Consider the following 6,193-nt stretch of genomic DNA (forward strand, 5'->3'; position numbering starts at 1 on the left):
GCGCTCGCGCCCGGCGCCGCGTCGGCATGGGCCGCCTGGGCGCCGCCCAGCGCGACCGCGAGCGCGGTCAGCGACGCGCATGACACTTTATTGCCAGAAAACATTGGTTTCATGTCCCGTTACCCCTTATAATGCAACTCATTCGCAATTGAGGGCGAGATAGAATGGGCCTTGAGATGGGTAAACCGATGTTTCCGGGATATTTTGTCAGCTTGTCAGGAGTTTTGTCACCCAGTGTAACGGCCTGTACCCAAGCTGGGGGCGCAGCATGAGCCGCGTGCTCGTGGTGGACGACGATGCCGATATCCGCGACCTCCTGTGCCGCTATCTCGCCGAAGCGGACATCGAGTCGCGGGGGGCGGCCGATGGCGATGCGATGTGGAGATCCATCGCGCAAAGCACGCCCGACCTCATCATCCTCGACCTCATGCTTCCCGGGACCGATGGCCTGACCTTGTGCCGCGCGCTGACCGAGCGCTGTGACATACCGATCATCATGCTGACGGCACGTGGCAGTCTGGTCGACCGGATTGTCGGGCTCGAGATGGGCGCCGACGATTATCTTCCCAAGCCCTTCGATCCGCGCGAGCTTCTCGCACGCATCCGCGTCGTCCTGCGCCGGCAACGCCGGGCGCAGGACGGGCCTACGGTGCGCGAGCCTGACTATCTGCAATTCGAGGGCTGGACGCTCGACACCCGTCGCCATCTGCTGTCACCGCCGGGTGAGGATTTGGGACCGGAGAACACGCAGCCGGTTGCCAACTCCGATTACCTCGCCTTGCGAGCACTGCTGCGCGCGCCGTTCCAGACGCTCAGCCGCGACGTGCTCGCCCGCGAGGTCTACGGGCGCGAGCGCGATCCCTCGGACCGGGCCATCGACATGTGCATTTCGCGTCTGCGCCAGATGCTGGGAGAGGATGCGCGCAATCCTCGTATGATCCGCACCGTGCGCAACGGCGGCTATGTGCTGTCGGTGGACGTCTCGGCGTCCAGCTGAGATGCGCGCACTCCTCCACCGGCTCATCCCGGCGACGCTCTCGGCCCGGATTGCGTGGCTTCTGGTTGGTGGCCTTGTCCTTTCGCAGCTTTTGACCGGGACGATCTGGTTCGAAAGCCGCCGTCGCCAACTGCTCGAGATCCCGGCCCACGTCTTCGCGACCCGGGTTGCGGACAGTCTGCGTGTGCTGGACAGCGCCCCGCCGGACCGGCGCGACGATCTGCTGGCCAAGCTGCAGTCGCCGGAGTTTCGCCTGAAGCGCCTCGCCGTGCTTCCCGACCGGGGAAAGGCGCGCGAGGAGCCGGAGGACCTCGCGCGTAGCTCCTCCATTCTCGCAGGCTCGATCCGGCATCAGTTGGACGGGGCCGTCGAGGTGCGTGTGCTGGCGGCCCAGCTACTCGATGAGCAAGGCGAACCGGCTGGACGCTGGTCCATGCTGCGCGACCGGGAGCCGCGGGCCGCCTTCACGCTTGCCGTGCGCCGCAGGCCGGGCGATCCCTGGCTTGTTGCCAGGGGACGCGAGGACGAGGACGGCGTTCTTTTCGATCCGGGGGGCACGATCGCCGACTATGTCTTGCGCATCTACCTATTGCGCATCCTGATGGTTGCGGCGCTCACGTGGCTGGGCGTGCGGCTGGCGGTCAAGCCGCTGGAGCGGCTGGCCGAGGCCGCGCAGCGGCTGGGGCGCGACATCCGCAGTCCCGCCTTGCCGCGCAAGGGGCCGATCGAGGTTCGCCGCGCGGTGGAGGCCTTCAACGGCATGCAGCGGCAACTGGTCGGCTATCTCGACGAGCGCACGCGTTTTCTCGCGGCAGTCTCGCACGATCTGCGCTCGCCCATCACGCGTCTACGCCTGCGCGCCGAATTGCTGCCCGGGACCGAAGAAAAGGGTGGCTGGCGCAAGGATTTCGACGAGATGGAAGGCATGGTGGATGCAACGCTGGCCTTCATGCAGGGCAACGCGGGCGAGGACCTGCAGGAGGCGGTTGATCTTGACGCTGTGCTGGCGGGCATTCTGGAAGACCTGCACACACAGGGCGCGCAGGCGACGCTTGTGGGCCGATGCGGCGCGCCCATTGCCGGTTTCCCGCAAGGGCTGCGCCGGTGCCTTGTAAACCTGACCGACAACGCCATCCGTTACGGCGGGCGGGCCGACATCGTCGCGCAGGACTGCGGGGAGGCCATCGTCATTCGTGTCCGGGATGATGGCCCGGGCATTCCCGAGGCCAATCTCGGCCTCGTGTTCGAGCCCTTCTACCGCGAGGAAAAGTCGCGTAACACCGCGCTAGGCGGTGTCGGCCTCGGCCTCAGCATCGCCCGCGACATTGCCCTTGCCCACGGGGGCGAACTGACCTTGCACAACCGACCGGAAGGCGGCCTCGAAGCCACCCTGCGCCTGCCACGAGGCGACCCTCAGGACACTAAGGCCCGATAGCGAGCCGACTGCAACGATTTTAAGGAGAAGTGGTGCCGCTTACAGGACTCGAACCTGTGGCCCCCGCATTACGAATGCGATGCTCTACCAACTGAGCTAAAGCGGCGTCCTTGTGGCGATTCTCGGGAGAACCGATGCCAAGGCAGGGGGCGCCTTTACCGGGGGGAGCCAAGGAGCGCAAGAGGGATTCGTATCCTATGTACCGGGAAGATGAGTGCGGGAGCTTTTCCCGCGCATCCCGGGAGACTTGCAGTGTAGAGGGGCGGGGCCTAGCAGCGGTGGGATGAACACGTCTGCGTCTCCCGCTCGCCCTGCCTCCGGTGTTGCCGAAGTCGAGCCCTTCCACGCCATTTCGATCGGAAAGCTTGCTTACGAACTGGCCGAACAGGGCCGCAACATCATCCACATGGAATATGGCCAGCCCTCGACCGGAGCGCCCGCTGCAGCCCTGGCGCTGGCGCATGAAAAGCTCGACAGTGATCCGGGCGGGTACTGGGAGAATGGCACGCTCAAGGCGCGGATCGCGCGGCACTACCAGGAACGTTACGGGCAGGACGTCGAGGCCGAGCAGATCATCCTCACCTGCGGGGCCTCCCCGGCGCTGGTGCTGGCGCTGTCCAGCCTGTTCCGGCCCGGCGCGCGGGTCGCGCTCGCCCGGCCGGGCTACGTGGCCTACCGCAATACGCTCAAGGCGATGTACCTGGAGGCGGTCGAGATCGAATGCGGGCCCGAGGCGCGCTATCAGCTGAGCGCCGCCGCGCTCGAGGCGATGGAACCGGCGCCCGATGGCGTGATCATCGCCAGTCCGGCCAATCCCACCGGCACGATCATCGCGACCGAGGAACTGCGCGCCATTGCCGAAGTCTGCACGCGGCGCGGCATCCGTATGATCTCGGACGAGATCTACCACGGGCTGACCTATGGGCCCGTGGCCCATTCGCTGCTCGAGTATGCGCCCGATGCGCTCGTCATCAACAGCTTCTCGAAATACTACTCGATGACGGGGTGGCGCCTGGGCTGGTTGCTGGTTCCGCGCGATCTGATCGAGGTGGCGCGCGCGCGGATGGGCAACCTGTTCCTGACGCCGCCGGTGCTTGCCCAGCATGCCGGGCTCGTCGCTTTCGACTGCGATGAGGAATTGCAGCGGCATGTGCACAATTACACGCAGAACCGGCAGATGTTGCTCGATGCGCTGCCCGATCTCGGACTTGAGAAGATCGCACCGCCCGATGGCGCTTTTTACATCTGGGCCGATATCAGCGCCTATACGCAGGACAGCCTGTCCTTCTGCCGGGACATGTTGCGCGAGACCGGCGTGGCGACCGCGCCGGGTATCGATTTCGATCCGGTCCATGGCAAGACCTTCATACGCTTCAGTTTTGCGGTGTCACCGCCCGAAATTGCGGAGGCCATCGCGCGTCTCAAACCCTGGTTTGCGGCGCGAAGACAAGTCTGAGGCGCGCCGCGTTGAGGTTTGAAGGGTGGCGTGTCGCAATCCGGGATAGGGCGGCGACATGCGGGATTTTCCACATTGACCGGGGGCGGGATCTGCGGCTTTGAGCCGCTTCCCCCTTCAAGGTCGACACCCTCATGTTTCCCTCCGAACTTACCCTCGATATCGACACGGCCAGCCTTACCGTCCGTTTGCGCGCGTTGGCGCAGGAGTGCGCGCAGAGCGCCCCAGCCGAAGAGGATGCGCGCGTCTGCGAGGCTCTCGCGCTGCTTGGGGCGCGTGTGACGGCGAAAGAGGTCGGGGGCATGGACTGCGTGCTGCGCCTCCTGGGGGAGGACGTGGGGTTCCTCTGCTCGCGAGGGCGAGGCGGTGTGTGCCTTGCGATGCTTGCCGTGGACGGCGCGGATGAAGAGGTCTGCGTGCAGGGCGCCACTCCCGCGCTCGCGCTGCTGGGCGCGTGGGCCTCGGCCTGGCTGGTGCATCTGGGCGATGCGAGCGAAGAGCCGGGCGAGGCGGTGTCTTCCCGCCTTCATTGAACGTTATTCCGGTCAGGTGCAGCCCCGCAGCTCGCCTGCGGGAATGTCGAGCCAGGACAGCGTTCCCCCTTTGCCCGCGCCCGTGTCGATTCGGACCAGCTTTCCGCCCCTCGCATTGGTCTGGGTGAAGATAGCCTCGCAGCGGTCATGGCCGATGACGACCCTGCGTCCGTTCGGAATGCTCTCGAGCCAGTCGTAAAGGCGCACCGGATAGCCCGAGCTGTCGCGGGTTCCGTCGGTCTGGCCGAAGAGGGCGCGGTGTACGCGCCCGTCCCCCTTGAGGGATAGGGCCTCTCCAGCCGTGGGAGCCGGACGGTCGAACATGGCGGAACTGGCGCCTGCGTGGACGAACAGCCAGGGACCGATGTTGCGCCACAGGGGCGCGGCGGAAAGGATGCGGATCGTGCTCGCGACAAGGGCATCGCGATCCGGCGCGTCCCGAATTTCGGCCAGTGTGCGATCGAGGCCATGGGTGAGTTTCATGCGCCGCTCGGCGCCATCACCGGCCCGCCAGGCCACGAGGTAGCGCAGCAACTTGAAGCAATGGTTTCCCGGAACGAGCACGGCCCGGCCCCGCGCGTCGAGCCGGGCAAGGAGGCGCAGGACGGCGGCGCTGTCATTATCGGGATCCTGGACCGCCGGATCGGCGTCGGTGAGGTCGCCGATGAAACCTAGGGCGTACCCCCGCGCCATGGCCTCTTCGGCCGCGGCATGAACGGCACGCGCACCGTGGATATCGCCAAACCAGCGCATGCCAGCGTATGTCGAGGGAAAGGAAGATGAGGAAGTCACGGGGAAAAGCGTATCGGTCCACGGCCAGGTGTCCGCCCCATCCTCACGCGCATCCTTTGATATAGCCATGGGACGCGAGCGATGTGTCAGACCGCTCAGGCAAGTCCATCCGGACATGGCGGTTTCGGGGAGGGCCCGGAGGCAGGCCCGGCCGAACGCGAGCGTCGGTCCGGGCCTGCCCATAGTACACGACTAGCGGGACCAGGAGCCGGTTCGGGACGAGCCCGGACCGGTGCTTGACGATATCTCACGGAAGGTGTTGCGCATCGGTTGTCAAGAACATGCGCAGGTCTACGTAGGCGTGTGCCAGCTTGCGGGCAGGCGGGCAGCCTCTAGAGTGCTCCCTATGGTGATCTCGACGTTCTTTCTCGTGGTGTCTGCTGCCACCGCTTCGGCTGCAGCCTGTGACCTGCGTTCGGACATGGGCGCGCGCGAACTTCACGAGGTTCTTGCCCGGCGCGCTGTCGAATTGGTGGTTACGGCGGCGCGCTCCGATGCGAACAGCAGGGACCGGTTGGATCAGTTGATGGATCCCGACGCTGCCTTTGACCTGGGGGCAGGCGATGTCGGGCGGCCAATGGGGCACGGGGCGGAGGGCGCACGCGCCGTCGTCGCGCTGATGAAGGCCGATCGATATCGCTATCTCGGCTGGGACTATATGGATGGGCCCGTCGATCCCTGCGGCGAGCACGAGGCGTCCATCGAGTTCATCGCCTCTGCGGATCGGCAGGTCTATCCCGTCACGTTCCGCTTCCACAACGGACGTGTGATTGAGGCAAAGGGGTGGTCTCGGTCCTTTCGCGAAGGGGCCTTGCCCTGAGGATGCGACGATACCTTACCGGTGGACTTAATCGGGACAGGCAGGGGGTTCGGGTGCGTCCAATGGAGCCGGAAGAAGGTTCTTGAGGACAAGCCGGGACGTTGAGAAGGATGGTTCCGAGGGCCATCGCCCTCGGGCTCCCCGAACTGTCGGCCTCACC

6 protein-coding genes and 1 tRNA gene are annotated in these 6,193 nt (G+C 65.7%); 5 read left to right on the top strand and 2 right to left on the bottom strand.

Going from position 1 to position 6,193, the window contains the following annotated elements; translation table 11 throughout:
- The first annotated feature begins 268 nt into the window (after nucleotides 1–268).
- Nucleotides 269–997, top strand: coding sequence for a response regulator (locus tag MTR65_RS19980; RefSeq protein ID WP_243803356.1), 729 nt, complete (start codon nucleotides 269–271; stop codon nucleotides 995–997).
- A gap of 1 nt (nucleotide 998) precedes the next feature.
- The gene (locus MTR65_RS19985; RefSeq protein ID WP_243803358.1) at nucleotides 999–2,432 is read left to right on the top strand and encodes an ATP-binding protein; all 1,434 of its coding nucleotides are present in this window, start codon (nucleotides 999–1,001) and stop codon (nucleotides 2,430–2,432) included.
- 30 nt (nucleotides 2,433–2,462) lie between these two features.
- Here the strand turns inward: MTR65_RS19985 and MTR65_RS19990 are convergent.
- Nucleotides 2,463–2,538, bottom strand: a tRNA-Thr gene (locus MTR65_RS19990).
- A gap of 177 nt (nucleotides 2,539–2,715) precedes the next feature.
- Here MTR65_RS19990 and MTR65_RS19995 point away from each other — a divergent pair.
- Both MTR65_RS19995 and MTR65_RS20000 read left to right on the top strand, forming a co-directional pair.
- Nucleotides 2,716–3,888 carry a pyridoxal phosphate-dependent aminotransferase gene (locus MTR65_RS19995; protein WP_243803360.1) on the top strand — a complete coding sequence of 391 codons (1,173 nt, stop codon included), beginning with the start codon at nucleotides 2,716–2,718 and terminating at the stop codon, nucleotides 3,886–3,888.
- Between the two features lie 134 nt (nucleotides 3,889–4,022).
- Complete coding sequence (locus MTR65_RS20000; protein WP_243803362.1) at nucleotides 4,023–4,421, top strand: hypothetical protein; 399 nt, start codon at nucleotides 4,023–4,025, stop codon at nucleotides 4,419–4,421.
- A 12-nt stretch (nucleotides 4,422–4,433) separates the two neighbouring features.
- On the opposite strand, the gene MTR65_RS20005 is transcribed toward MTR65_RS20000, so the two are convergent.
- Entirely contained in the window at nucleotides 4,434–5,174 is a 741-nt protein-coding gene (locus MTR65_RS20005; protein WP_243803364.1) for a metallophosphoesterase, read from the bottom strand.
- A 385-nt stretch (nucleotides 5,175–5,559) separates the two neighbouring features.
- On the opposite strand from MTR65_RS20005, the gene MTR65_RS20010 reads away from it, so the two are divergent.
- Nucleotides 5,560–6,033, top strand: coding sequence for a hypothetical protein (locus MTR65_RS20010; RefSeq protein WP_243803366.1), 474 nt, complete (start codon nucleotides 5,560–5,562; stop codon nucleotides 6,031–6,033).
- Nucleotides 6,034–6,193 lie beyond the last annotated feature (160 nt).

This window comes from Novosphingobium mangrovi (assembly GCF_022818885.1).
GTDB lineage: Bacteria > Pseudomonadota > Alphaproteobacteria > Sphingomonadales > Sphingomonadaceae > Novosphingobium > Novosphingobium mangrovi.